Annotated in this window: 21 protein-coding genes; 13 read left to right on the top strand and 8 right to left on the bottom strand. The window is 63.4% G+C overall.

What is annotated here, in order from left to right; translation table 11 throughout:
- Nucleotides 1–249 precede the first annotated feature (249 nt).
- The 10 genes from VNH11_21975 (at nt 250) to VNH11_22020 (ending at nt 9262) form a co-directional block, all read left to right on the top strand.
- On the top strand, nt 250–642 hold the full coding sequence (locus VNH11_21975; GenBank protein HVA49046.1) for a hypothetical protein: 393 nt from the start codon (nt 250–252) through the stop codon (nt 640–642).
- Nucleotides 643–811: 169 nt separating this feature from the next.
- Nucleotides 812–1810 (top strand): DUF1559 domain-containing protein, encoded by a 999-nt coding sequence (locus tag VNH11_21980; GenBank protein ID HVA49047.1) that lies wholly within the window; start codon nt 812–814, stop codon nt 1808–1810.
- 23 nt (nt 1811–1833) lie between these two features.
- Nucleotides 1834–2184 carry a hypothetical protein gene (locus VNH11_21985; protein ID HVA49048.1) on the top strand — a complete coding sequence of 117 codons (351 nt, stop codon included), beginning with the start codon at nt 1834–1836 and terminating at the stop codon, nt 2182–2184.
- 70 nt (nt 2185–2254) lie between these two features.
- The gene (locus VNH11_21990; protein HVA49049.1) at nt 2255–3625 is read left to right on the top strand and encodes a hypothetical protein; all 1371 of its coding nucleotides are present in this window, start codon (nt 2255–2257) and stop codon (nt 3623–3625) included.
- Between the two features lie 7 nt (nt 3626–3632).
- Nucleotides 3633–4181, top strand: a complete 549-nt coding sequence (locus VNH11_21995) for a hypothetical protein (GenBank protein HVA49050.1) — start codon at nt 3633–3635, stop codon at nt 4179–4181.
- 373 nt (nt 4182–4554) lie between these two features.
- Nucleotides 4555–5232: a hypothetical protein gene (locus tag VNH11_22000; protein HVA49051.1), complete on the top strand. Its 678-nt coding sequence runs from the start codon at nt 4555–4557 to the stop codon at nt 5230–5232.
- 70 nt (nt 5233–5302) lie between these two features.
- Nucleotides 5303–6283 (top strand): DHHA1 domain-containing protein, encoded by a 981-nt coding sequence (locus VNH11_22005; GenBank protein ID HVA49052.1) that lies wholly within the window; start codon nt 5303–5305, stop codon nt 6281–6283.
- Between the two features lie 293 nt (nt 6284–6576).
- Complete coding sequence (locus VNH11_22010; protein ID HVA49053.1) at nt 6577–7152, top strand: ubiquinol-cytochrome c reductase iron-sulfur subunit; 576 nt, start codon at nt 6577–6579, stop codon at nt 7150–7152.
- Entirely contained in the window at nt 7149–9059 is a 1911-nt protein-coding gene (locus VNH11_22015; GenBank protein HVA49054.1) for a cytochrome b N-terminal domain-containing protein, read from the top strand. Before VNH11_22010 ends, VNH11_22015 begins: the two co-directional genes overlap by 4 nt.
- A 71-nt stretch (nt 9060–9130) precedes the next feature.
- A complete protein-coding gene (locus VNH11_22020; protein ID HVA49055.1) occupies nt 9131–9262 on the top strand; it encodes a hypothetical protein in 132 nt (43 codons plus the stop codon).
- A gap of 100 nt (nt 9263–9362) precedes the next feature.
- On the opposite strand, the gene VNH11_22025 is transcribed toward VNH11_22020, so the two are convergent.
- Together VNH11_22025 and VNH11_22030 are read right to left on the bottom strand one after the other, a co-directional pair.
- The gene (locus tag VNH11_22025; GenBank protein HVA49056.1) at nt 9363–9707 is read right to left on the bottom strand and encodes a hypothetical protein; all 345 of its coding nucleotides are present in this window, start codon (nt 9705–9707) and stop codon (nt 9363–9365) included.
- Between the two features lie 205 nt (nt 9708–9912).
- On the bottom strand, nt 9913–11118 hold the full coding sequence (locus VNH11_22030) for a CaiB/BaiF CoA-transferase family protein (GenBank protein ID HVA49057.1): 1206 nt from the start codon (nt 11116–11118) through the stop codon (nt 9913–9915).
- Between the two features lie 42 nt (nt 11119–11160).
- Here VNH11_22030 and VNH11_22035 point away from each other — a divergent pair, with 42 nt between their 5' ends.
- The 3 genes from VNH11_22035 to VNH11_22045 all read left to right on the top strand — a co-directional run bounded on the left by VNH11_22035 (nt 11161) and on the right by VNH11_22045 (nt 13462).
- The gene (locus VNH11_22035; protein ID HVA49058.1) at nt 11161–11400 is read left to right on the top strand and encodes a hypothetical protein; all 240 of its coding nucleotides are present in this window, start codon (nt 11161–11163) and stop codon (nt 11398–11400) included.
- A gap of 100 nt (nt 11401–11500) precedes the next feature.
- On the top strand, nt 11501–12586 hold the full coding sequence (gene aroB / locus VNH11_22040; protein ID HVA49059.1) for a 3-dehydroquinate synthase: 1086 nt from the start codon (nt 11501–11503) through the stop codon (nt 12584–12586).
- A 75-nt stretch (nt 12587–12661) separates the two neighbouring features.
- Entirely contained in the window at nt 12662–13462 is an 801-nt protein-coding gene (locus VNH11_22045; protein ID HVA49060.1) for a Uma2 family endonuclease, read from the top strand.
- Between the two features lie 2 nt (nt 13463–13464).
- Here the strand turns inward: VNH11_22045 and VNH11_22050 are convergent, their stop codons facing one another.
- From VNH11_22050 to VNH11_22075, 6 genes are all read right to left on the bottom strand, one after another.
- Nucleotides 13465–16935, bottom strand: a complete 3471-nt coding sequence (locus VNH11_22050; GenBank protein ID HVA49061.1) for a PVC-type heme-binding CxxCH protein — start codon at nt 16933–16935, stop codon at nt 13465–13467.
- Between the two features lie 126 nt (nt 16936–17061).
- Entirely contained in the window at nt 17062–17310 is a 249-nt protein-coding gene (locus tag VNH11_22055; protein HVA49062.1) for a hypothetical protein, read from the bottom strand.
- A 1294-nt stretch (nt 17311–18604) separates the two neighbouring features.
- Nucleotides 18605–18844: a DUF4160 domain-containing protein gene (locus VNH11_22060; protein HVA49063.1), complete on the bottom strand. Its 240-nt coding sequence runs from the start codon at nt 18842–18844 to the stop codon at nt 18605–18607.
- An 856-nt stretch (nt 18845–19700) separates the two neighbouring features.
- Complete coding sequence (locus VNH11_22065; GenBank protein ID HVA49064.1) at nt 19701–21734, bottom strand: hypothetical protein; 2034 nt, start codon at nt 21732–21734, stop codon at nt 19701–19703.
- A gap of 1030 nt (nt 21735–22764) precedes the next feature.
- Complete coding sequence (locus tag VNH11_22070) at nt 22765–24522, bottom strand: acyl-CoA dehydrogenase family protein (protein ID HVA49065.1); 1758 nt, start codon at nt 24520–24522, stop codon at nt 22765–22767.
- A gap of 17 nt (nt 24523–24539) precedes the next feature.
- Nucleotides 24540–25892 carry a sulfatase-like hydrolase/transferase gene (locus VNH11_22075; GenBank protein ID HVA49066.1) on the bottom strand — a complete coding sequence of 451 codons (1353 nt, stop codon included), beginning with the start codon at nt 25890–25892 and terminating at the stop codon, nt 24540–24542.
- Nucleotides 25893–25960 lie beyond the last annotated feature (68 nt).

Raw genomic sequence — 25960 nt, forward strand, 5'->3', positions numbered from 1 at the left:
AGGCGATCGAGTTTTACCGCCGCGCGGTCGGCGCCGAAGTGGAATGCCTGACGCGCTACACGGACAGCCCGGAACCGTGCGCGCCCGGCATGGTTCCGCCCGGCTGCGAAAACAAAGTGATGCACTCCCACGCCGCCGCTGAACCTGTATTTGGCCACGCTCACAAAGAACTGACGCGGCAGCCATTGACATTTCCCGAACGGGCCGTCTATTCTAAATGGCCTAACTAGACCGTTATTGGCTTCTTCGATGCGATTCGTCCGCTCTCGCCCGACCGTCTGCACCGCCGCGCTGGCCTATCTCTTGGCCAGCGCGCTGAGCGGCTTGCTGCACAACCACGCGCATGGTCCGGCGTGCGTCGAGCACGGGCCCTCTGATCGTATGCATGGCCATTTGGCCGGCGTCGAGCTGGATTGCGATCACGTGAGCCATGCGGAACACGACGGTTCGTCGCTGCCCGGACCGGCATCCGACGACGACTGTCTGGCCTGCCGGTTTGTCGCGCAAAGCGCGCTGATCCTGCTTCCCCCTCCACAAACGGCCATCACCCCGCTGGTCGTCGAGCTGCGAAGCTCAGTCCCGACCTTCTTTATCGAGCCGGTCCACAAGAGCGGACTGGCCCGCGCCCCTCCGATCTGCTGAAAGCAAGCACCCGTGGTCCTGCGCAAGCGCGCCGCAACGCTCGAGGGCGTTGCTCAAAACCGCGACCGGGTTGCGCCCCTGTCCGTCGCTTTCGTATTTACGTTTACGCTTTCATCCCATTGCGGTTGCGCCGACCGTGCGACCGCGGTACTTCATCGGAGCACTTTCTATGTCTCAAAAACGCCATGCGTTTACCTTGGTCGAGCTGCTGGTTGTGGTTGCCATCATCGGCATCTTGGTGGCGCTGCTTTTGCCCGCCGTTCAGGCCGCGCGCGAATCGTCGCGCCGCAGCTCGTGCGTCAACAATCTGAAACAGATCGGCATCGGACTGCACCACTATCACGACGCCTTCCAGAAGTTTCCTCCCTGCTACGTGGTCTCTCCCCTCAGCAACACGCCGATGGGTCCGGCCGACCCGAACACGGGCGACACGGGTCCGGGCTGGGGCTTCTTGTCGTTGCTCCTGCCGTATGTGGAGCAAGCACCGCTGGCCCAAGCGCTGAACTATAATCTCACCTGTTGGTCGCCGGCCAATGCCCTTCCGGTCAAGACGGTCCTGCCGCAATACATCTGCCCGTCGGCGGTGAACATGGGCAGCCCGCCGATTTACAACGTGATCGACGCCTCGGGCAACACGCTGGCCACGTTCGCACGGGCAAACTACGTCGGCGTCGCCGGGCGGTTCTCGCCTTGGCAACAGTATTTTGATCCGGGGTTGGATCTGTCGACGGTCAATGTCGGTGGATTCTCGGTCGACGGCGTACTTTATCGCAACAGCCACACCCGCATCGCCGACATTCTCGACGGCACCAGCAACACGCTGATGGTCTCGGAAAAAACTCCCTATCACAGCGACTCGACGTGGGTCGGCGTGGTGCCTGGGGGCGTCACCAACCCGACGCCGCTATTCGCCGTCGTCGGGCCCGATCCCTCGTCTTCGCAGGTCAACGTACACACCGGCCCGACGCCGGGCGAGGTTCCGCCCATCATCAAGCCGCCCAGCCAACCTTTGGCGAACACCGACGAGGTCTGGTCGAACCATCCCAACGGAGCGAACGCACTTTTCTCCGACGGCAGCGTAAGGTTCGTCGTCGATACGATCGACAACCTGACGTGGTCCTACTGGGGCACACGCGCCGCGGGCGACAGTCCTCGGTTCGGCCTGTAGTGGTGAAAGGTGAGGTAGACATAATGAAGCACGATTTTGTGATCGCGTGCGCGCTCGTCGCGCTCGTCATTGCCGGTTGCAGTCGGCCGCCCCAGGTGGCCCCCGCCAATCGCAATTTAATCAGCGGGCTGCGGACCGCCGTCTCTTCGCAGCAGAGCCAATGGCTGGATGAAAGCGCGAAGCAGCTCGAAGAGGGCAAGAGCAAGGGAACCATTTCCGAGCAGGAATATGCCGAGTTCGCGGGCATCATCAAGCTGGCGCGGGACGGGAAATGGAAAGAGGCCGAAGCGGAAACGATCCGGCTCGGTCAGGCCCAAAAGCCGACCGCCGAAGAGATTGAGCGAGTGAAGGCGGCGCGGAAAGAGGCCGACTGAAGGCATCTCCCCTGTGGCTTTGCGATTGACTTTCCTATAATGCCGGCATTTCATATCGAGGAAAGCTGAAATGCCGAACGACCGTGGACCCTTGCGTGAAGTCGCCTGGCGGGAAATCTTCCCCTGGTTGCTGCTGGTGCGGGCGTTCCGCGTCTCCATCCAAGCGTGGCAGCTTTTGCTGGCCGCGGCCGGCGTGCTGGCCACCATTTTCGGCTTCTGGGCGCTGGCGCAGGTCTTTGGCGGCACGGATGAAGAACCGCTGAAAGGCTGGCTGGCGGCACCGTTTTATTCCAACTGCCCGTGGCAGGAAGCCGGCGACGGCTGGCCCTGGAAATCGATGGGGCCGTGGCCCGATCTGGAGGGCGTGCGGCTCGTGCCCGACCAGGCCGTCGATCCGACGCACCGTCTTTGGCAACCGGGACCGCCGCAACTCGGCCGTTATCCGAGCAATCCGTTTTTGGGCGTGTGGCGGCAGCTCCGGGCGCCTTTCCGGCAGCTCTTTGAGCGGCGGCTGGGCGTGACGGGACTGGCGTTTCTCTTGTGCTGTTGCATCTGGGCGGCCGCCGTGTGGGCGCTCTTCGGCGGGGCGATCACGCGGCGTGCCGCCCTTCAGCTCGGCCGCGAAGAGAATCTCGGACTGCGAGGATCGTTGCGCTATGCCGCAGGCAAGTGGCGCAGTTATTTCGCCGCGCCGCTCCTGCCGCTGGTGGGCATCTTGATCTTCTCCTGCCCGCTCTTGGTGCTCGGTTTATTGATGAGTTTCGACCTGGGCGTGTTGTTGGCCGGCCTCGTGTGGCCGTTGGCGCTGCTGACGTCGTTGATCATGGCGATGCTCTTGTTGGCGTTGCTCTTCGGCTGGCCCTTGATGTGGCCGACCATCAGCACGGAGTCGACCGACAGTTTCGATGCCTTGAGCCGTTCATGGTCCTACGTCTATCACCGGCCGCTGCACTATTTGTTCTATGCCGCCGTGGTGACGGTGCTGGGCGGCCTGGGATGGCTGTTCGTGGCCTACTTTGCCGACTGGGTGGCCTATCTGCCGGCCTGGGCCGCGAGTTGGACCGCCGGCAGCCAGCGTATGGACGACATATTTGGTAGCGGTACTGACTTGGGAACCATCGGGCGCTGGGGCGCGAAGCTGCTCCATTTCTGGGGTGGTTGCGTGCGGCTGCTGGCGCTCGGTTTCGTCTACAGCTATTTCTGGACCGCTTCGACCGCCATTTACTTGTTGCTGCGGCGCGACGATGACGGCACCGATCTGGACGACGTTTACATCGAGCCGGGCGAGCAGGCTTACGGGCTTCCGCCGCTGGAGAAAGACGAGGCCGGCGTGACGGTTGCACCCGCGTCGGAAGCGGCCCCGACGGAAGCGGCCGTGCCTGGGGCGGGCGTGCCGGGCACCGAAACGGGTCCCGCGCCGCCATCCCATGAGCCTGCGTGAGCCGAGGATGCCCAAACGAATTCTCTGCATCACGGGCCAGCGGCCTGGTATAAAATGGAAGAGAAACGTGGGGAGAAAGAAACGCACGATTGAAGAAGCTATCGCGATTGCCGGACAATGGGGGGTTGAGATCCCGGACTACGTTGAATTCGTGCTGGATGACGCTGGCGTGTTGCGGGGAAGCTTGAACGAGCTTCTTTCCGGTGGGCAAATGGAAACGGCCAAATGTTCCGAAGTTCAGGAACACGAAGACGGGTATGTCTACTGGCGGGACCATGTCCCGACTAAGAGCAAAACTGGCAGGATCGCAATTCGAATTCATCCGGATGTGTTGACAAGCGACGAGGCGATCGTGGCGGTTCTGCAACACGAGGTTTTTGAACTATCGGCGATCTATGACGTGTGTTTGAGTAATCCGCACGAACGAATGAGCGCGAGCGACTATCACAGTCAGGTCCGTACACATAATCCGGGCAACTTTCACTGTCAGGCATGGGAAGTCTCGGATAAAAGAGTCTTGTGGATGAGAGCGGTCAAACATGGTAAATCCGCATAAATTGCTGGAAGCCTACGAACGGGGGCACCTCACCGACATCGGTCTGATACTAGACCTGCTGCGGTTAACCAACATGTCGTCGGTTAAAGACGTTCTGCCAGACGTTCCTGTCCCAGTGCTACGCAAACTCGAGAGATTTGTGAACGAGTATGATGGCAACACGAGAGTACTTGGAGGAGCGCCTCCGGCCGCCCCGACCGTGGCGTTCGTGAGAGACCAATTGCGGGACATGTGTAAAAACGGCAAGCTCGTTCCCGCGCGCGCTCGAGATGAATGCGCGAGTCCGGACGCGCGGCGGGCCGGCCCGACTGGGGACAGGGGCAGCAAAGCGCACGTCCTTGACCTGGTGTCCTCGCCGGCCTTCAGACACAAAGTGGACAACCTTTTCGGCGACCAGGGAATTCGCTTGGCGGAGCACGGTTACCCGCGTCCGCTCGGTCGTAGAACCCCCGCTGACTGGAGGGAATACGAGCTCGAAGAATATATGCGGGCGCTTCCGGTGCCCGGCCACAAGCCGCTGGACCTCAAGTGGTGGATCCCGCATAAGACCGGCATGAACCGGCGACCGACTTGGGACTTGCTCTGTCACATCCTGGTAAAAGGGAAACCGGGCCTATTGTTGGTTGAAGCAAAGGCACATGTGGGAGAAATGTCGGAGCAGGACAAGAAGAGCCGGCCGACCGGCAGTAACGAGTCTCAATGTAACGACCGGCGCATTCGCCATAACATCAGCGAGACGAACACGCTGCTGAGCGGCTTAGGATACGGGCAATTCTCGCTTTCTGTCGATCACCACTATCAGCTTGCCAATCGCATAGCCTACCTAAGCAAGCTTGCCCGTGATGGCATTCCGGTAGTGCTTAGCTACTTGGGTTGGCTGAAATCCCCGGCATGGCCAAGGGACTTTTTCCGAGACCGTTCCGACTGGGAAGAAGTGATGCGAAGGTATACGAGCGGCGTGTTGCCCGGCGATTTTCCCGGCAAGGTGGTCCAGTTCGAAAACGGCGGGTCGATGCAAATGTTGGTGCGCAGCCTTGAGGTGGAAGCATGAATTGACTTGAGAAGAATAAGTCGGACCAAGAGTAATCGCCAGCCCTCCCAATCCAAAATCCAGAATTCCCATGATCGACTGGGCCCGTTTCGCATCGCTCATCCACTTCCACCAGCGGTTTCTGCTGACGAGCCACATTCGGCCCGACTGCGACGCACTGGGCAGCGAGTTGGGCATGGCCGGTCTGCTCGACGCGCTGGGCAAGGACGTGCTCATCGTCAACGCCCAGAAGACGCCGCCCAACCTGGCTTGGATCGACACCGCGCGGCGCATCAAAACGCTGGGCGTCGACGTGCAGCTGCCGGACCTGGCGGACCGCGAAGTGATGTTGGTGCTCGACACCAGCGCCTGGCAGCAGCTCGGCGACATGGCGATCGTCTTGCGGCAAACGACCGCCAAGAAAGCCGTGCTCGACCACCACGTGAGCGAAGACGACCTGGGCGCCGAGGCGTTCAAAAACGTCCAGGCCGAGGCCACCGGCCGGCTGGTGCTGGAAGCCGCCGGATGGCTCGGCGTGCCGCTGACGCCCGAAATCGCCACGCCGCTGTTCGCGGCCATCGCCACCGACACCGGCTGGTTCCGCTTCTCGTCGACCACCGGCGACACCTACCGCTTCGCCGGAAAATTGATCGATGGCGGCGCCAAGCCAACCGAGATTTACCGGTCGCTTTATGAGCAAGACACGCTGGCCCGCTTGCAGCTTATCGGCCGCACCCTGGCCCGCGCCCAGTCGGAGATGGTCGGCAGGCTGATCCATACCACCGTCTTTCAAGACGACTTCAAAGCCACCGCTGCCCTCCCCTCGGACACGGAGGACGTGGTCAACCTGACGCTCACGGTGGCGGGCACGGAAGTCGCCGTGATCTTCGTCGAACAGCCGAACGGCAAGTTCAAGATCAGCTTTCGCAGCCGCTCGTCGTTCGATTGCAGCCGGTTGGCCGAACAATTCGACGGCGGCGGGCACAAGGCCGCGGCCGGGGCGATGGTCGATGGCCCGTTCGACGCCGCCCAGCGCCGCGTGCTTGACGCTGTCCGCGCGGCGATGCGATAATCGACCGCCAATTTGGATTTTGGATTCGGCGTAAGGTGGGGCAAGCGAGCTTGCGAGCGCCGGCCCACCGAGTTGAAGGCGTTAGGCATTGGGCGTTAGGCGGTGCTATTTCAAGCTTTCCCTAAAGGCCCAACGCCTATCGCCCAACGCCTTCGCAAACGGTGGGCCGGCGCTCGCAAGCTCGCTTGTCCCACCTTACGAGTTGCCACGCCGCACAGGCGGTAATCCACAATCCAAAATCGAGAATCCAAAATCGGTTCAGTCCCGCCCCACCATCCCGCCTCAAACTACGCATGTCCGAACCCATTCAGCACACTGAGGCCCCGGCCGGCGCCGGCCGGCGCGGCTTTCTCGCCGGGCTTATCGGTGGAATTGTGGCGATCTTCCCTTTTGCGGCGGGATTGTTCACCTTTTTCAATCCTCTCCGCTCGCGCAAGGGGGCGGGCGCGGCGGACGACCAGCCGGGCAAGCTGGTCCGCATCGCTCCGCTGACGGCCCTGCCCGACGACGGCGTGCCGCGGCAATTCCCGGTGATTGCCGACCGCCAGGACGCCTGGACGCGGTTGCCCAGCGAAGCGATCGGCGTGGTCTACCTTCGCCGGCAGCCGGGCAGCGAAGAGGTGGAGGCGTTCAATGCCACCTGTCCGCACGCCGGGTGCTTCGTGGCCTTCGATCGCTCGCGAGACGTGTATCAATGTCCCTGCCACGACAGCGCGTTCGGCGTTGACGGGCAGCGCGTGTTCGGCCCCAGCCCGCGCGATCTCGATAAACTCGAGGCCGAGGTCCGTCCGTCCGACGATCAGAAAGAACTCTGGGTGCGGTACGTCGATTACTACACCGGCATGGAGGAGAAAATACCCAAGTCATGAGCGGCTTTCTCGATTGGCTCGACGACCGTACCGGCTACCGCGAGCTGACGCGGGCCGCGCTCTATGAGCACATTCCCGGCGGCTCGCGCTGGCGTTATGTGTGGGGCAGCACGCTGGTGTTTGCCTTCACCGCCCAGGTCATCACCGGCATCTTTCTGTGGATGTGCTACAGCCCCAGCAGCCAAACAGCCTGGGAGAGCGTCTTTTACATCCAGCATGAGATGCAGGGCGGTTGGCTGCTGCGCGGGCTACACCACTTCATGGCCCAGGCGATGGTCATCTTGTTGGCCTTGCACCTGCTGCAGGTGGTGGTCGACGGCGCCTATCGTGCCCCGCGGGAAGTGAACTTCTGGCTCGGCCTGATCTTGATGCAGATTGTGCTCGGCCTGTCGCTCACCGGCTATCTGCTGCCGTGGGACCAGAAGGGCTATTGGGCCACGCGCGTGGCCACCAACCTGATGGGCATCGTGCCGGGCGTCGGGCCTTCGTTACAGAAGCTGGTGGTGGGCGGCGCCGACTACGGGCATCAGACGCTCACGCGGTTCTTCGCCCTGCACGCCGGCGTGTTGCCGGGCCTGCTGGTCGTCTTCCTGGTGCTGCACGTGGCCCTGTTTCGCCGGCACGGCATTCACACGCGACAACCCCATCGTCAGCCCGACACGACCTTCTGGCCCGATCAGGTGCTGAAAGACGCGGTGGCCTGTCTGGCGGTGCTGCTGTTCGTGTTGGCTTTCGTGATGCGGCCCGCCTTGACCGGGAACGTTACCGGCGAGAGCTATGGCGATGTTCTGGGCGCGGAGCTGGGCGCCCCGGCCGATCCGGCCAACGAATACTCGGCGGCCCGGCCGGAATGGTATTTCCTGTTCCTGTTCCAGTTCTTGAAGCTGTTCGAAGGTCAGGGTGCGACAGGCGAGTTGCTGGGCGCGATCGTCGTGCCCGGCCTGATCATGACCGTGTTGGCCCTCATGCCGCTCGTTGGCCGATGGCAAGTGGGGCACGTCTTCAATCTGGGCTTTCTGGTGATCTTGCTGGCGGGCGTGGGCGTGCTGACGGCTCAGGCGCTCTATGCCGACCGCATGGCACAGTACGTCGCCAGACCCGGCGACGGAGCCGACGAGCATCACCTGCAGCGGTTCCAAGCGTCGGAAGGCTACTTGCAGGCGGTCGAGCGCGCCGAGCAAGACGCGCATCGGGCGATCGAGTTGGCGAAATCGCCCGACGGCATTCCGCCGGCGGGCATGCTCTCGGTGCTCCGCACCGATCCCAAGACGCAAGGGCCGCGGCTCTTCGACCGCTATTGTGCGAGCTGCCATACGCACGCCGACGCGACTGAAGTGCCCGAAAAAGCGTCCGCGCCCGACCTGACGCAGTTTGCCACTCGGCAGTGGATTACGGGCCTGCTCGACCCCGACCAGATTGCCGGGCCGCACTATTTCGGCGGCACGGAGAAGCACCGCACCGGCGAGATGGTCAAATTCGTGTTCGAGAATTTCGAAAAACCCGAGGCGGCGGACAAGCAGCGGGAACTGCAAACCAAGATCGAACAGCTCGCCGCCGCCGTATCGGCCGAAGCCGCATTGCACGCGCAGGAGTCTTTGGACAAGAGCGATACCGATCTGATCGAGGCGGGACGCGAGCAGATCGCCTCGATCGGCTGCACCGACTGTCACAAGTTCCACGACGAAGGCGATCTCGGCGAGGCGCCCGATTTGACGGGTTATGGCTCATACGACTGGCTGAAAGGCATGATCGGCAATCCGACGCACAAGCGGTTTTACGGCGACCTCAACGACCGCATGCCGGCCTTCGCCGAGCACGAGCACAAGCCGGAGAGCAACATCATCGGCCCCGCGAATCTCGACCTGCTCGTCCGCTGGCTGCGCGGCGACTGGTACGAGCCGAATTAGTGGACGCGGCGTGGCGAGGCCGGCACGGCGGCCATAAAATAGACACGGTGCATTCTGAAGGAGGCTTTCGCATGGCGACCGTCGAACGAATAGTGCTGAGAGGCGAACGCCGGATCGTGCTTTCGCGCATTTCGTGGGAGCTGTATGAGCAGTTGTGCGGAAACGAGGAGAACTGGCACGTCCACATGGCCTACGACAAATGATGATAACTGCTCGTGTCACGCACGGTCCATCGCCCGCCCGGCAAAGACAAGCCTCTTGCCGTCCGGGGTAACCGCAAGCATCAGAATTTCTCCGGGATGCTCAAAAGCCGCTTGCTCTCGACCTGTCGCCGAGAACCTGTTCAATTCCAGGGCCAACGGGCCTGACGCACGCTTTCGCCCCTGTCTCGACAAGCAAGGCGTAACCGAAGTCGCGTGAGATGAGGAGCGTGGCCGTTTTGGCGTCGTCGCGAAAGCGGATGAGATAGCCCCAGTCGTGCTCGCCGCTCGCCGCGTCGGCCCAGTCGAAGCTGTAATCGTTCAGCAGGCTGTGCCGCAGGTGTAAGAAGCCCGGCATCCGGCCGGCGTCGACGCAGTCCAATGGCTCATAGGCGTGCCCGTCTGCCTTGATCGCGTTCGATAGCGCGCCATTGGTTGTGGCCTCCAAGCGGCAGAGCTCAACGTTGGGGGCCCGAACCATGAGGCTCGCTGCCTCACGCCCCCATAGTTCCAGCGGGCGCCGCTGCAAACTTTGCCGATACCACCAGCCACCAGCGGCACCCGCCAGGCCTATCGCGACCACGGCCAGCAAGGCGTATTTACCTGAGATCAGCTTAGGCGAGGGGCCGGCCGTTTGCGCCCTATCCATCGTTCTACTCGCCCCCCATCCCGCCTGTTTTGTGCAGCTCGGCAATGCGTTGCGGCGAATAACCGAGCCAATCAGCCAACACTTCGTCGGTGTGCTCGCCAAGGTCGGGCACGGCTGGGGCCCGAGGCACCGGCTCGTCTTGCCAATGGACCGCTCCGCCCAGCAGGCGATAACCGCGTCCCGCGGAATCGACCGTGTCGAGCACCATCCGGCGAGCGGCCACCTGGGGCGACTGGAAAATTTCGTCCAGCGCCAGCACCGGCGAATGGGGCACTTCGGCCGCGCTCAGCAGCGTCTGCCACTCGGCGGTTGTCCGCTGGGCAAAGAGTTGCTGCAACTGCGGGATGAGGACGTCGCGGTTCTCGACGCGCGCGGGATTCGTGGCGAAACGGGCGTCGGCCGCCAATTCACCGCGGCCAACCGCCTGGCAGAACCGTTTCCATTGCCGGTCGGCGCCCACGGCCAGCACCAGGTGCCCGTCGGCCGTGGCGAAGGCTTCGTAAGGCACGATCTGCGGATGGGCGTTTCCCCAACGCCGCGGCCGCTGGCCCGCGAGCAACGATCCTTGGGCGACGTTCACCAGGCTGGCCAGCGTGCAGTCGGCCAAAGCGAGGTCGAACATCGTGCCCGGCCCGCCCTGGCCACGCCCGTAAAGTCCAGCCAACACGCTGGCCGCGGCGTAGAGGCCGGTGATCACGTCGGTGATGGCCACGCCGACCTTCATGGGCATGCCGTCCGGCTCGCCGGTGATCGACATGATGCCGCCGCTGGCCTGCATCATCAGGTCGTAGCCCGGAACCCCAGCCATTTCCCCCGTGCGGCCGTAACCAGAGATCGAACAGGCGACCAGGTTGGGGTTGAGCTGCTTCAGCCGCTCGGGCTGAAGGCCCAACCGTTGGAGCGAATCGGGCAAAAAATTCTCGACCAGCACATCGGCCTTGCGGATCAGCTCGTCGACCACTTCGCGGCCGGCCGGATGAGCCAGATCGAGTGCCAGCGACCGCTTGCCGCGGTTGCAGGAAACAAAATAGCCGCTTGGCCCGCCGCCGGGCACGAAGGGCGGACCCCACTGGCGCGTGTCGTCGCCCGCACCTGGCCGTTCGACCTTGACGACGTCGGCCCCCAGATCGGCCAGAAGCTGCGTGCAGACCGGTCCGGCGAGCACGCGCGACAGGTCGAGCACTTTCAGGCCTTGTAACGGATAACTCATACCGTAATCTATAACCTACAGCCTAATACCTGTAACCTCGACTTGAAAACCTACGCCATGCCGAATGCCTTTGATCCTTACCGCGAAGCCTTGGTCGTCGAGACGCAAACCATCTGGCCCGACGACTACGACGACTGGGAAGAGGCCGATCGCCAGCGCGTCGCCGCCCGGCTGCACGCCGAGCCGCAAGCGGCCGCCGAAATGGACTATTTGCGGCTGCACACCGGCTTTTGCCGGCAGATTACCGTCACGCCCGCCGATCTTGAGCGCGTCGGCAAATAGGCATCAGGCGTCAGGCAATTTGCAATTTGCAATTTGCTCCGGCGCGCCGGGATGCAATTTCCACCAACCTCCAGCCCCCAGCCCCCAAACCCCCAATCCCTTGCCCGCTCCTTCCCGCGTCTTCGTTCCTCTCGGCGAGCGCAGCTATACCATCGAAATCGGCACCGGCAACCTGACGCAGGCTGCCACGCTGCTGGTCCAACGCGGTGCGACGCACGTCGTCGTGATCACCGACGAACACGTCGAAGAGCCTCAGGCCGCCGCCGTCGCCGCGGCGTTGGCCGAACAGCGCGTGGCCGTCGATCTGGTCGTCATCGAGTCGGGCGAAACGAGCAAGTCGGTCGAAACCGCCCAGGAGCTTTGGGAGAAGCTTCTCGATCTCGACGCCGACCGCAAGACCGTGGTCGCAGCCGTGGGTGGTGGAGTCATCGGCGATCTGGCCGGGTTTGTGGCCGCCACTTATGCCCGCGGGCTGCCGCTGGTGCAGGTTCCCACCACGCTGCTGGCCCAGGTCGATAGCTCGGTCGGCGGCAAGGTGGGCGTCAATTTGCCGGGAGCCAAGAACATGGTCGGCTCCTTTTGGCAGCCGATCGCGGTACTGATCGACACGGAAGTGCTCGCCACGCTGCCCATGCGCGAGTATCGCGCCGGTCTGGCCGAGGTGGTCAAGTACGGCGTCATTCTCGACGCCGAGTTCTTCGGCTGGCTCGAAGCACACGTGGCCCAATTGAACGCCCGCGACGACGATTGCCTGCGGCACCTGATTGCCCGCTGCTGCCAGTTGAAGGCCTGGGTCGTCGGCCAGGACGAGCGGGAACAGACGGGGCTGCGGGCGGTGCTCAATTACGGCCACACGTTTTGCCACGCCTTCGAGACGCTGACAGGCTATTCGCAGCTTCTGCACGGCGAGGCGGTGTCGATCGGCATGCTCTGTGCCTCGCGGCTGGCCGAGCGGCTGGGCCGGGTTGGCACGGATGTCACCGAGCGGCAGCGGCGGTTGCTGGAGTCGCTTGGTTTGCCGATCGAGGCGCCGAGGCAACTCGATCCGGAACGAGTGCTGCGGGCCATGTCGCACGACAAGAAGGTGGAGCATGGCCGATTGCGGTTCGTGCTTCCCTCGCGGCTCGGTCATGTCGAGCTGGTCGGCGACGTGCCGGCGGACGCAGTTCGTGCCGTTCTTGAATGATGCTGGTCCCACCCCACATCGTAAGCGACGCAGTGATACAATGGGGGAAACGCAGATTTCCGAGGGACCTTTGCCATGTCGATTTCGCTTCGCCCGCTGCCGGGCACGACCCGCGACCCGCTCTATCCCGACTCCGACGGCAAACCGATGGCCGAAACCGAGTATCACCTCCTGGCCATCACTCACCTCTACGGCGTCTTGCGACAGTGGTTTCTCCCGAAGGGCGTTCACGTGGCGGCCGATATGCTGCTCTACTATGAGGAAGGCAATCCCTCGGCGGTCCGCGGGCCGGATGTGATGGTGAGCAAAGGCGTGCGGGGAACGCACCTGCGCCGTTCGTTCCGCACGTGGGAAGAAGGCGTCGTTCCCGCCGTGATTATCGAGGTCACCTCGGCCTCGACCAAGGGCGAAGATCAATTCGAAAAGCCGGCGATTTATGCCAGCCTGGGTGTGAAAGAGTATCTGCTGTTCGATCCCGTGGGCGAGTATCTGCGGCCGCGGTTGCAAGGTTTTCAACTCAAAGGCGGGCAATATGTCCCCATGCCGCAGGAGCAAACCGACCGGCTTTCGAGCGCCGAGCTGGGCCTCGATCTGGTGATCGATGCCCACCTGCTGCGGGTCGTAGATCCAGCGACCGGCACTCGCTTGCCGACCAGGGAGGAATACCAGGAACAAGTCAAACGTTTGCGACGCGAGGCCGCGGAGGCGAAACGTGCGACCGCCAAAGCCGGACGCGCGGCGGCCAAAGCCGAACAGGCGGCGGCCAAAGCCGAACAGGACGCTGAGATCGAACGGCATCGCTCGGCCGCTCTGGAAGCCGAAAATGCCCGCCTCCGCGCCTTGCTCCCGCCAGATCAAAGGCAGGGCCAAGAGTAACGCTACTCCGTCTTCAATTCGATGTTCTTCGGCGCCGAGACCGCCAGCGCCACGCCACCGGGGCCTTGGTGGTTTTCGACCTTGATGACAATCGTGTTGCGGCCGGCAATCAAGGGCACTGAGAACTGGTCGTCGGCCTGGCCGAGGGCCCGGTCGCCCCGATATTCGTGGACCAGCTCGCCGTTGACCCACACCTTGCTGCTGTCGTCGCTGCCCAAAAGCAGCCTCGCCGGCTGGTCCGCATCGCTGTCGGCGAAGATCAGAAAATAATTCGTCACGCCTTCCGCCGGCACGCCCAGCCGGTGTGCCAGCTTCACTTGGTCGACGCCCACGAAGCCCAGAGAGTTGTCGGCTTCGACCGCGTCCCAATGGCACGTCTTGTTCGCGGCGCCGGTGTAGGCGGCGTTCAAATCCGGTTTGGCAAGCGTCTTTTCGGGGCCGAAGTCGCGGTCGATCCCGCGCTTGTCCGGGCTGGCGAACGGCCCCAGCAGCCGAAACCGCGTCACCGGTTGCACGCCGCTGGTCAGCGAGGTGAGATACGCCAGCAAGTCGGCCGCGTCCTTCGCCGTCACGTCGCGCAGCACGAGTTCGGGCATGAGCGATTTCCGCTGCGCTTCGAGTGCCTCCACGTCGCCGGCGGCCACCGCAATCAGCTTGCCCGTCGCGTCTTTGAGCACGACCCGCTTGTCGTCCTTTTCGACCAGAAAGCCGGCATACACCTGGCCCCGCGTCGTTTCCAGCAGGTAGGCCGTGTATTCGGGCGCGATCGCCTTGGAGGGATCGAGAATCGTTTCCAGCAGCGTGGCCCGTTCGTATTTCTTGCCGATCATGCTCAAGTCGGGACCGATGGCCGCGCCGACGTTATGAACCCGGTGGCAGTTTTTGCACTGGGCCGCCGAGCTATGAAAAAAGATCTCTCGCCCGCGTGCGGCATCGCCGGGCATCGCCAGAATCTCTTCGGGCTTGATCGCGGCCCCCAATCGCTTCGGCCGCTGGCTTTCAGGAATGAACCGCTCGTACAGCACGCGCACATTCGAATCAGGATGGTTGGCGGCCTTGGCAATGGCCGCTTTGCGCAACGGCGCCGAGAGCGACTGGGCGTCGATCCAGCGCAGAACGACCAGCGCGCCGCCGACCGACGACACCAATTGATCGACCGCCTTGGTCTTCACGTCATCGGCCACGCCTCGGTCGCTCAGCACCCGTTTGACGGCACTCCAGTCTTGCAACTCGACGAGCGCCGAGAGCGCCGCCTGACGCACCACCGCGTCGGAATCGGCCAGCAGCTTTTCGAGCGCCTGCCCGGTGCCGCGAGCATGAAGCCGGGCAGCCGTTTCGATCGCCTTCTGCCGCACTTCTTGGTCGGCCTTCACGTCGGCGGCGAGAGCCAGCACTTCGCCGCCGACCTGCCCAAGCTGGTTGTCGCCGATCAATCGCAGCGCGGCGAGCCGCCGGTCGTTTTTGGCCAGCAGTTCTCGCAAAATGGCGGCCAGTTCCGGCTTCTCTTTGAGGTCTTTCCAGATGCCCGACAGGTTTGAACCGAGCAGGCTCAGAGCCAGGTTTCGCAGATCGGCGCTCGCCTTCTCGTCAACCACGAGCTTGAGCACGGCCGCGCCCGCTTCCGCCGATGCGCTGCCGCCAAGCTGCTTGAGCAAGGCCGTTCGGGCGGCCTCATCGAGATTCGAGGCGGCCAGGCTCCGGGTGGCAAAGTCGGCCGCCTTCTTCGGATCGAGCACCTGTAATAGCGCCAGATTATTCAGCGAGACCTTACCGGCCGATTCCAAGGCGGCATACAGCTCGGCCTTTCGATCGCCGACCGCAATGTTGATCGCTTCAAGCTGATATCGGTCGCTGCCGGCGTAAGCCGACGCCAGTTCGATGAGCACGTGCTGGGCCTTCGTTCCCGAAAGTTTCGGCAGCGCCAAGAGCACTTCGCGTCGCACTTCGGGCGAGGCATCGCCGGCCATCGCCAAGATCGCATCGGCTTGCTCGGCACCGTGCCGGCGGAGAATTCTGACCGCCAGGGCCCGCATGGCAGCGTCGATGCTCTTGAGTTCGTCCACGACCGCGCGCCGGCCATCGCCGCCCATGCGATCGAGCACCCACATCGCCCGAGCGCGATGATTCGGCCCGGCGTCTTTGAGCAGCGCCTTGAGCGCCGCAATGCTTTCGCCGCCGCCCTTCAGCAACCGCTCGCGGGCCAGATACTGCGTGGCCAGATTCGGATTCTGCAGTCCTTCGATGGCGTCGGCCACGGTCTGATACGGCCCCGGCTTGCCGGTGCGAGACAGTTTCTTGCCGTGGGGCCGCAGCAAAAAGATGCGGCCGCGGTCGGGGTCGTTGTAGGCGTGCCCGCCCACGCCGCCGTCGTACCAGTCGGAAACGTAAAGGCTACCGTCGGGCGCGGTGCATACATCGTCGGGCCGGAAGTAATTGTCGCCCTGGTTCGAGACGAACACGCGGCTGGCGCCTTTCATGCCGTACCCGGACTTCTCGTGACGATAAATGCGGACCTCGCGCGGGCCGGGATCGGTGTGCAACGGGGCGTTCTTGTAGTCGGGGCCAAAGGCATCGCCTTCGTAATAGCAGATGCCGCTGGGCGAGCCGAAGCCGGTGACGATCGTGGCCGGCACGAAGCCGGGAATGTGTCCGCGGAAGTGCCAATGTTCGCCGAAAGGCGTGCCCGGCGGCACCTTGGCGGGCGGACCGCCAAACCAGCCGTAATTGCCCCCTTCCATGATCCAGCAAATTCGGGCGCTGAAGTTGCCGTCGTTGTCGTTGTCGCTGCAATACGGCTCACCGAACGAGCTGACGCAAATCTCGTAAGGGTTGCGGAAGTTGACGGCCACCGTTTCAAGCCGGCTGCCGTCGAGTTCGCCGCGGAGCATCGCTCCCCAGCGAAACTCGATGTGCGAGCCGTCGCTGCCGGTGACCTTGAAGCCGGTGTCGCCGTGGCTCATCCACCATTTGTGGTCGGGGCCGAGCACGAGGCTGTGGGCGCCGTGGTCGCTGTTCTTGCCGCCGAAGCCGGTCAGCAGTTTTTGGGGCGCGCCGTCGGCCAGCAGGTCGCCGTTCTTGTCTTCATAGACCCACAGGTCCGGGCTGGTGGCCACATACACCTTATCGCCGGCCACGCAGATGCTCATGGGGGCAAACACGCCTTCGGCGAACACGGTCATTTTGTCTGCTCGGCCGTCGCCGTCGGTGTCTTCGAGCACCTTGATCTTGTCGGCCGGCGGCTCTTTGGCCTTCGACCGATACCACTGGATCTCGGCCACCCACACGCGGCCCTGCGTATCGACGTCGATGGCCGAGGGGTTCGTGATCATCGGCTCGCAGGCGAAGAGCGATACGTCGAAACCGTCCGGCACGACGAGTGTCTTCCGTTCTTGTTCGGCCGGTAGTTGAGCGAAGGCTTGAGCAGCGAAGCCGAGCAGCCAGGAAACGAGGAGGGCGATGCGCGGTAGGCTCATGCGGTGGCGGGGGATGGGGGGTTGGAAGATGACTAACCACTAACAACGGACCACGGACGAACGAGAATTATACCTTCCCCTAGAATCGCTCCGCAAATCGTGTCCAGCGGGCGTCAGTCGGAATTGCTAGACGATGATCTTGTTGCCGAACAGAAGCCGATCGACGTCGGCCAGGCGGAACTCGCGCCGCTTGCCAATACTTTCGTTGACCAGCCGCATCAGTGCCTCGGCTTCGATGAACACCACGCCGCGAATCGGCGTGCCGGTCATGAACCGGGCGAGTTTTTCGAGATCGTCCTGGCGAAAGCCGCGTTCTCCCGGGTTCGGGGGTGTTGGGGGCTGGGCGCTGATTTGCTTGTGAAAAACAAAAATCAATCGCGCCGCCTGGGCCATCTAAGTTGGCAGGGGCCAGCGGCTTAGGCCGACGCGCGAAAACGTCGATGCCGGCTTGTACAAGCGCGGAACCATCTGGCGGCTCTGTATGCAACGCCCTCCGTGGCGTTCCGAGGTCGTGCGAGCTTGGCGCCGACCCCGCTCCGCGGAACGCCACGGAGGGCGTTCCCCACAGAGCGATCCTCGTTTGTGCAAATTTGCACAAACGAGAAAAACCCGAGGGATTTCATCATCTCATAGCTCCGACGAGGGGATGCGGGATGAGGGATGAGGGATGGCCTAAATAAAGTCGCGAGTTCCGCGTTGAGGGGCGTTCCGCGGTGGTCCGGTCCTGCCTTCTCGCACTTTACTCGCCGACTGGCTTGGGCACGTATCGTAGGCATCACGCTCCGCCGTGATGGAACCTTTCGGCCGCGGATCCTGAGTAGAGTAGGCGGGGAGGCCAGCCTCCCCGCCTACTCTACTCATCCGTCCTTTGAGCGCGGTTCATCCCTGATGGCTCATCACTCATCTTGCACGGCCATTGGCTTGCATCGCTCTCGCGATGCGCTCGTCCACCGCTTGGCTGATTCCGGTCCCCCGTCTCTCATCCCTCATCTTTATCCACGGTTGCCTAACCCGGATTATTCATGGCCCCACACTAACCCGAAGCGCAAGCGAGGAAGGGCAACCGACTTACCTCGCTTGCGCTTCGGGTTGGTATGCGCCCAGTCTGCGCTGGAATTCGTGGGGCCATGAATAATCCGGGCTAATATATATGCACAAAATTAGCCGCATGCGTACAGATTAGGCAGTCGCGCGGATTGCCCCCTCCAATTAGGTACGAGATGCTAAAAAACGCCGTGTTTGACCGGCTATTGCAAATTTGCAAAAGCCGTGCGCCGAGGTGCCGCGTTGGACCCCGCGCGGCCCGACTGCTCAATTCTTAGGCACGCCAGCATGGCCGTAAAAGGTGGCAGGAGAAAATCGCCGAAACGATCACCCGCGACCAGCGCCAAGCCGAGCTGCTAAAGCGCGGCGGCTGGAAGGTCTTAAGGTTTTGGGAGCACGAACTGGGTACCGGTGACATGCCCTCCGTCGTCGCCAAAATCACCGGCGCCGTGCGACTGCCAGCGTGATGGCTGCTTTCATCCGCGTTGTAACGGGTTCCGTTCCATGCCCGCCATCATAGCGTAGGCGGGGCGGCATAAAACAAGCCGACGCGCTGGCGGCGAGCCGTCGTGCCCCTGCTTCCCACGCTGCCATGCCCGCCATCATATGACGGCAGCCGGGACGCTCACGCGCCACCCAGATACTTTCCCCATGCTTGCATGAGCCGATCGTGGTTTGCCACAAGGATCCGCTCGATCTGTTGCAGTTCTGGCACCTCAAAACCGTAGTTGCTGGCTAGGCCGATGGGATCGAGCCAGTATTTCGCCTCTCCTGGCTCGCCCGTGATGTGAACGTGCGCTGGCTCCGCGCCTTCGTTGCAGCAGAGGAGGAACCGCAGGCGGTCGATCCGTAGCACCATGAACATGCCCCCATCATAGCGCCGGCAGGGCGGCATACAACAGGCTGGCTCGCAGGCGGCGGCCACGCGACGGCCCGCCGTCAGCCCTGCTGCTCCTGCACTCGCCTGTCTGGCGAACTCGCCAGTTCGCAGCCGAAGGGGTGTCGCCGGCAGCCGTCGCCGGCCAGCGTGTCTTCAGTTCCGGCTTCGGCCTCATGCTCGCATGGCCGGCCAGGTGCCGGCGCGCGAGCGCGCGGCCGAAGAAGGCTCCTGTACGTAACCGGCCGCTTCCTTTAGCTATCAGTGATACAGCGATAGCAAACCACCCAGCAAACCCGTATCAGCCAAAACCAATGCTGGTACTCCAGCAAGGGCGAAAGAGGCTCGCTTTCAAGCCGCGATCGACGGTGGCGGGTATTACGCAGGGGCGACGTCATTTCTGGCGACGGTCTAGTCGTCGCTCGGCCAAAATGGCCAGCGGTTTCGGATGACCGTAGTCTTGATTTCGGCGAAAGGAGTCGCCATGCCCGCCACGATTCTACGCCCGCCCAGGAAGGGCCGCAAGCATTTGTCCGCAGACCCGTTGTACAAGTTGTTGCGTGGAAGTTTTGAGCGCGTGCCTGACCCGCGCCGGGAGGGCTCTAAAGGCGGGTGTCTTGCTTCGCTTCAGGTCAAACGACCGCTTGCGCGCCACTGGCAAAAGGCTGGGTGGCAACGTCGATCAGGGTTTCATCGATTTCGTGCGAGTTTAGAACCGTTTCTCGAAGTCGGCAATGTCACCGGCAGCGGCCGACGAGATGGTTCTCGCTGTCCGGCGAGGAGCGAACCCGCCGACGACGTATCGACGCGGAGTTGAAAGAAGCCGTGAGTACCAACTTGGCGATCAGCAACTCGCAAGAGCCATTTCCCCCATCGCTCTCGACCTTTCCGCCCAAGCCGCTCGCGCAGCGGCGGGCCACCCGCGTTCTCCGTCGTCGTACCAGAAGTGATCGCCGATCGCTTCCGGAGATCCCTGGTCCGCCAGCTCCAGGCAGCATTGTGCGGCCAGCCGCCCACAGTACAACGCCATCGCGGTTTCGACTTCCTGGCGATTCACTTTGTCGGCGCAACGAGAGTTCACGTAACAGCGGTATCGCAGCAGCTTGAACTCACTGCTGACAGCAATCAGTTGCCGGGCAACGACGCGTCTTCGACCCGCATCGTCGTCGGTGAACATGAAGACCACCTGCTTGTTGGCATCGTAGGCATTGGCGAGCACCGACATTTCATTGCAATCGCCGAGACTCAAACACGTCTGGAAATAGGCTCCCATCAGGAAAACGTGGCGCAGGTCGCTGATCAACGCGATCTCCATCGTTCGACCACCAATCACAACCCAATCCGGCTCGGCCGCCAGCCACTGACCGAGATCGACGCCGCGAACAAGCGCCTGGCCCAGCCAGTCGTGGTTTTCGGCGAGATGGCGCTTGTAGTCGCGGCCATGGCAGTCGTGGGCCGCAATCACCTCGCGCAGGCGATCGCGCTCCGCCTCGCTCATGGCGTCAATCCAAAGAGCGAAGTCCCAGTAATGATCGGGCGAGATGAGCGCGACCAGGCCGCCCAGATGCGTCCGGCATGTGGCGAGAGCGAGTTTGCGCATCACGGCGCTCAGGCTCTCGATTCCCAACAACAAGAATGCCTCTTCGGCAGCCCGGCGGATCTTGGCGGCATCCGGCGATGCGCCGGGATCGTTTTCAAGGTGCTGCAATCGTGCTTGCCCGGCGGCGTCGAGTGCGCCGGCTGCCCGGCGGGCGCGCAAGACCTCGCGTTCGCGCTGCCAGCGTTCGTGAACGCCCAGCAGTTTGCGAAGCGACTTGGGGAGCGCGTCTTTTCGCCCGGCGAGCTGTTGATACACGGCGATTCGGTCGAGCAAAGGCCGGAAATCGTCGGGACCTTTCGGGCGGCGGGCGGCTGCCAGGCAGGGAGCAAGCTGCTCGAACCAACCATGCTGCTGGACGCTCGGCAGATACCGGTCGTAAAACGTGGCGCTGAGGACTTTTCGCATCCTGGGCGTGAGCGCGCGCGCCGATACGGAACCCAGCCATGCCAGCCAGGCATGCACAGGCTCAAGGTCTTTCTTGCTTTGAATGCGACCCACCAGCGGTGTCAGTTCATCGCTGCTCAACGGCCAGCCGCGCTGCGTAAAGGCCTCACTGAGACGCCGGACAGCGGGAATGTTCAGACACGAATACACGAGGCTGTACAGTAATCGCTGCTCGCAGGCCCAGGCAGAGTCGGCCAGTGAGTTGCCTCGTGCCAGCAACTGGCGAAGTTGACCGAAGTCAATTTCGTCGGGCGACCCAGGCAATTGATCGACGGCGGCGAGCAGCGCGTCGTATCCGCGCTCGCCAATCTGGTCGGCGAGTTCTTGGGCGGTCCGCAAGAGCAGCGCGAAATCTTCTTTTTCGACCGCTCTGCTAAAGCATCGGTGGGGCAGTGCGGTCGCGCTGCCGTCGGCGGCGGCTAATGCCGCCAAGGCGGCGGGGACGATCTGCCAGCGCTGTCGCTGCGTCTCAGCCAACAGTTGCGAGCAGCGCCTCAGCAACAGGTCGCAGTGCTCCTGGAAGGTGCGGCCGCGGAGGCGTGCGGAGAAGTTACCTTTGCGGACGGTATCGGGAGGAAGTCGCTGGATGTGCAGGGAGACCTCCTTGAGGAGGTTGGGGATTCGCTCCTGCTCGCTGCGCCGTTTCCATACCATCACCGCCTGCTGAAAGCCGCGGACCTGCCCTTGGCAGGAAGCGTTGGGATATGCGGCCAGCAGGCGTGTCGACGCCGACAAAAAGCGTCGCGTGGCACAATCCCCCGAGAGCCAGCAAACCACTCGCGCCTGCCAGGCGATGAGCGGCGTCAGCGGGTGCTCGCGTTCTGCGTTTGCCAAGGCGGCCTCCAGCGACGCTTCGGCAACGGAATCGAGAAAGAAGGGCGCTGCCGCCGGCTCCCCTGCCGCCGGCAAGCTCCGCAAGCCAGTGCCGTAGGGTCTTCAGCCGAGAAGCAAGCCTTTCGATTTCTGTTTGCTCCCGGGCCAGCGTCGTGGCGGGGCGCCGTTTCGCCGGCTTTCGCCGCGTTTCTGCCGAGAGGTCCTTATGCCAGCGGTTCAGTGCGCGGCCAATACAATGCAGCAGATGCTGGCTTAACTCGCCGTCGCAGCCGGGGACGCCGAGATCGCGCGGGGTCGGCGTTTTGGCGAGGGCCGGGCAGCGGTCGAGGCGCGCAAGCGCCTGTTTCAGCTTGTCGTGCGCAACGCGTCCGCGAACGGCGAAGACACGGCCTTCGCCGTTCACGTAGAGCCGCGCATGAAGCACGCGCGCAAGCGAAACGTGCCGCGTATCGCGGGTGGAGGAACGAAACATAGAAGCAACCGTGCGCAGGAGATTGCACGTGGTGCCGGCCGCGCGTGCCAAGGCAGCATGCGGCGCAGAGAAGCGCAACCTCGGGCAAGAAATAGGGACCTACCACCGCCGTCGCCGGATATGCCGCAACCATGCAGCTCCAGCTTTCGCAACGGCGATGACGTTACCGCGTTGCCGAGCGAGTCGCGGCTAACCCACGCGCGGTGGCATGGTCAGCGCGATTCGCTGCGGCAATCGGCGCGATGTGGCGAGCACGTTTTTTCCTTTGCAGCGATGGTGAATGAAAGCGTCACGAGGCCCTGGCTCGGGCTTCGGTCGCATGCGATGGGTGACACGGAGACAGAAGAAAGGTTCGCAGTCGTTGCGGAAATCGCTTTGTCGTGCCCTGCCGGCGACTTGCCCGGCGAGCGCGCAAGACCAGCCGCTCGCCCAGGCGAGCGGCACGCGTAGCGTGCCGGTAGGTGCTGTTGCTGAACAGGCCGGTGGTCCGCCAACGCGTCAACAATCAATGGTACTACCGGGAGGCTCACGCCTCCCGCTCGCCAAGGCGAGCGGCTCTCAACGAAGCGCCAGGTTGGCGACGCGGCTCGTTTCTTGGTCGTCGTTGTCCCACAAGTCGGCCAGGTTGCGGCGAATGCGACGCGCGGCAGTGCGAAGATAATAGCGCCCAATCTGCAGGTCGTGGCTCGGCTCGGCCGCGTGCGTGTCGCCGAGCAGACGGTCCAGCCGGTTCAAGACGCAGCTCGAAACGTACAACTCGATGGCCGCGTCGGCGATGCGGCCAAGCTGGTACTGCCGATCGAACACCGATTCCTGGTGGCGCCGCAGCAGCCGCTCGACGTTCGAGCCGAATACGCCGATCAGCTTGGCCAGGTTCGCCGCGTCGTCCTCCAAAAGGCCCGCTCTCACCTCCACCCTGGGCGGGCCGAACAGGGCGCCCAGCCGACGCGAGGCAAAGCCGCCAATTCTGCTCAGGTTGCCGAACTGGCCAAAGGGGTTCATCACCGCGTCGAGCACGCCCTTCAGCTCCAGACCCACGTCGCGCATGCCGAACAGCCCGACGATGAATGCCCGCAGCACGTCGTTGGCCCCTTCGCCGATCATGTTGATGCGATGATCGCGCAGCAGCCGCTCGTAAGGCTCGTCGGTGAAGTAGGCTTTGCCGCCGAAAATCTGGAAAGTGTCGTTGACGATCTTCCACAGCACTTCGGTGGCGAAGACCTTGAGCATGGCCGTTTCGAGCATGTAGTCTTCGGCGCCGGAGTCGATCAAGGCGGCCGTCTGATAAGTTGCCGCTTCCATGGCGAAGGCGCCGGCCCGCATGTAGGCCAGCTTCTCCTTGACCATCTCGAAGCTGCCGATCGTTTCGCCGAACTGCACGCGGGTGGAGGCGTGCTGGGCGGCGCGGGCCAGGCAGAACTTGGCCGCTCCCGTGCAGCTTGCCCCGAACGTCGTGCGGCCGAAGTCGAGCACCGTCAACGCCACGCGCAGGCCCTTGCCAAGCTGCCCCAAAACGTTTTCCCGCGGCACAAACATGTCGTGGAAGGCCAATCGCGAGGTGGCGGTGCCGCGCACCCCGCACTTTGACATGCGGGCCTCGACCACTTCGAAGCCCGGCATGTCGGGCGTGACGATGAAGGCGGTGATCTTCGTCTCGCTGCTGCCGGCGACCGGCGTGCGGGCCATCAACGTCAGCACCTTGGCCAGCGAGCCGTTGGTGATCCAGCGTTTTTGCCCGTTGATGAGGTAGCCTTTGCCGTCGGGCGCGGGCGTGGCCTTGGTCTGCACGTTGGCCGCATCGCTGCCGGCCTCCGGTTCGGTGAGCGCGAAGGCGCTGAGCCATTCGCCGGAGGCCAGCTTCGGCAGCCACCGCTCTTGCTGCTCGGCCGTGCCGAACAGCACCAGCGCCCGAGGTCCAATCGAGTGGTGGGCATTGACGAACAGCGCGGTGCTGGCGCAGTGGCCGCCCAGCACTTCCAGCACGCGGCAATAGGAAGTCTGACTCAGCTCAAGTCCGCCGCAGCGTTTGGGCAGGCAGGCACCCAGCACGCCCAGCTTGCCGAGTCCGCTCACGACCGAGTCGGGGATCTTGGCGTCGCGGTCGATGGCCACCGGATCGATCTCCGCCAGGCAGAACTGCCGCACGCGCTCGACCAGCTCGTTGGTCTCGCGGTGGGCCGTCAGATCGGGATAGGGCAGAAGCTTGCGGCCGAGATGCCGGCCGAAGTACAGCCCTTTGGCGAAACCAGTCCGTTCGGCGCCGTCGCCGAGCAACTCCTCGGCGTCCTTGATCTGCTGTTCCCGATTCACCGCCATCCTTTGGTGCTCCTGATTCATCGCTCGCTTGCCTGCCAGGGAATCTGACCGCCACGCTGGATCTGCCGCCGCAACTCGGCCGACAACTCGGCCAGCATCTTCCGCTCGGTCTTGGCGACGTTCGTCGTCTCGCGCGGATCCCTGACCAGATTATACAGTTCCAGCGGCGCGAAGGGGCTGTCTTGCAGCAGCTTCCAATCACCGTGCCGATAGGCTTCGATCGTCTTGCCGCCGTAAGCCAACCCTCCTTCGCGGCGCACGAAGTAATAGTCGCGAGGACCGGCCGCGGCCGGCTTGCCCAGCAGCTCCGATAAGAAGCTCGCGCCGTCGATGCCCGCCGGCGGCGAAGCGCCCGCGGCTTCGAGCACGGTTGGAAAGACGTCCATCGTCAAATACGTGCGGTTGGTGTTCGTGCCCGGCGCGATGCGGCCGGGCCAGCGAGCGGCGCAGGGCACGCGCAGGCCGCCTTCGTACATGTGCGTCTTGCCGCTGCGCCAAGGGCCGTTGTTGGCCCCCTCTTCCAACAGGCCGCCGTTGTCGGACGTGAACAGCACGAGCGTGTTCTTGGCCTGCCCGGTCTTTTCGAGCGTGTCGAGCACGCGGCCAATGCCGGCGTCGAGATGCTCGATCAAGGCCACCAGCCGTTGCCGTTTCTCAGGCATCTGCGGTTCGCGAAGCTTGACTTTCTGCAGCCATTCGTCGGGCGGCTGGATGGGACCGTGCGGCGCGTTGAAGGCCAGATAGAGGAAGAACGGCTGCTTCGCTTCGGCCCGCTCCGCCAGATACTCGCAGGCCCACCGGGTGAACAGATCGGTGGCGTGTCCTGCGGGCGAGATGGTCTCGTCGTTGCGGCGCATGAAGTTGTGGCCGTGACGCAGGTGCGTGCGATAGTCGTCCATCATGTCGCCCAGGAAGCCGTGAAAGAAATCGAAGCCGTGGTCGTTGGGACGGTCGGGCCGCTCATAGCCCAGGTGCCACTTGCCCACGATGGCCGTTTGGTATCCCCGCGGTTTCAGCAGCCGCGGCAGCAGGACGGCGTGCGGACTGAGCCGCCCCCACGAGTCGGCGGGCACGTCGCGAATGACGCCCGGCACGCCGACGCGATCGGGATAGCAGCCGCTGAGCAGCGCCGCTCGGGTGGGCGAACAGACGCAGCTATTGGCATAAAAGCTGTCGCAGGTCATCCCCTCGCGAAAGATGCGGTCGATGTTCGGCGTGCGGATGTCTTTGGTGCCGAAGGCCGAGGTATCGCCCAGGCCGAGATCGTCGGCCAGAATGACGAGCACGTTGGGACGGTCGTCGCCCTGGGCCTCGATAGGGAGGCAAAGCTGGCAGACGGTGAGAAGCAACAGGAGGGGGCGGTAGATCACGGTGTCGTCCTTTCTTGGCGAGGGGCATTTGCTGAGGGCCACAGTAATCGGAAGCGGCAGGGGCGGCC

It is taken from the genome of Pirellulales bacterium (assembly GCA_035533075.1).
Classification (GTDB): domain Bacteria; phylum Planctomycetota; class Planctomycetia; order Pirellulales; family JAICIG01; genus DASSFG01.